The sequence below is a fragment of the Syntrophomonas sp. UBA5494 genome (assembly GCF_002426325.1).
Genome location: NZ_DIPG01000119.1, coordinates 396 through 1032, shown reverse-complemented (window position 1 = coordinate 1032; position 637 = coordinate 396). Strand labels below are relative to the sequence as shown.

At 50.2% G+C, this 637-nt stretch carries 1 protein-coding gene; it reads left to right on the top strand.

Annotated elements, in window-relative coordinates:
• The coding region (locus B3W37_RS13060) for a TCP-1/cpn60 chaperonin family protein (protein ID WP_483176092.1) at nt 1–306 on the top strand (306 nt) is incomplete at its 5' end.
• Between the last annotated feature and the right edge of the window lie 331 nt (nt 307–637).

The following is a 637-nucleotide window of genomic DNA, read 5'->3' as shown; positions in this document are numbered from 1 at the left end:
GTCAAGAAAGCCCTGGAAGAACCGCTGCGCCAGATTGCTAACAACGCAGGCAAAGAGGGCTCCGTGGTGGTTGAGAAAGTACGTAACTCCGAAACCGGCATTGGTTACAACGCTTTGACCAATGAATACGAAAATATGATCAAGGCCGGGATTATCGACCCTGCCAAGGTAACCCGCTCCGCATTGCAAAATGCTGCCAGCATTGCCGCCATGGTCTTGACTACCGAAGCAGTCATCACCGAAAAACCCATGGAAGACAAGGGTATGGGCATGGGCGGAGGCGGCGGAATGCCTCCCATGATGTAACCTTTAACCTTAAACAGTCATTGACGCGAGCAGCCGGCTTATAATATGAGCCGGCTGCTTTTTGGTGCGTTCGGCAGGGGCGACAGGCGCCCCAAACTTTCCTCCAGATCTCATTCATCCAGTTACTTCGATGCCCCCTTCATTCCAGCCGGCAGCAACCCGGGCGAAAAGATTCCTTAATAGTGGTCCTCAAAAAACGCATTGAATTCCAGCCTCAGACTCAATGATTTAAGTTCCGCTTAGCGTGCTTTCAGCGAATTTTCATTATTATGATGTGGCTGACAGTGAGAAGTGGCAAATGTCGAATTATGTCCTGATTGTAGGATGGTGT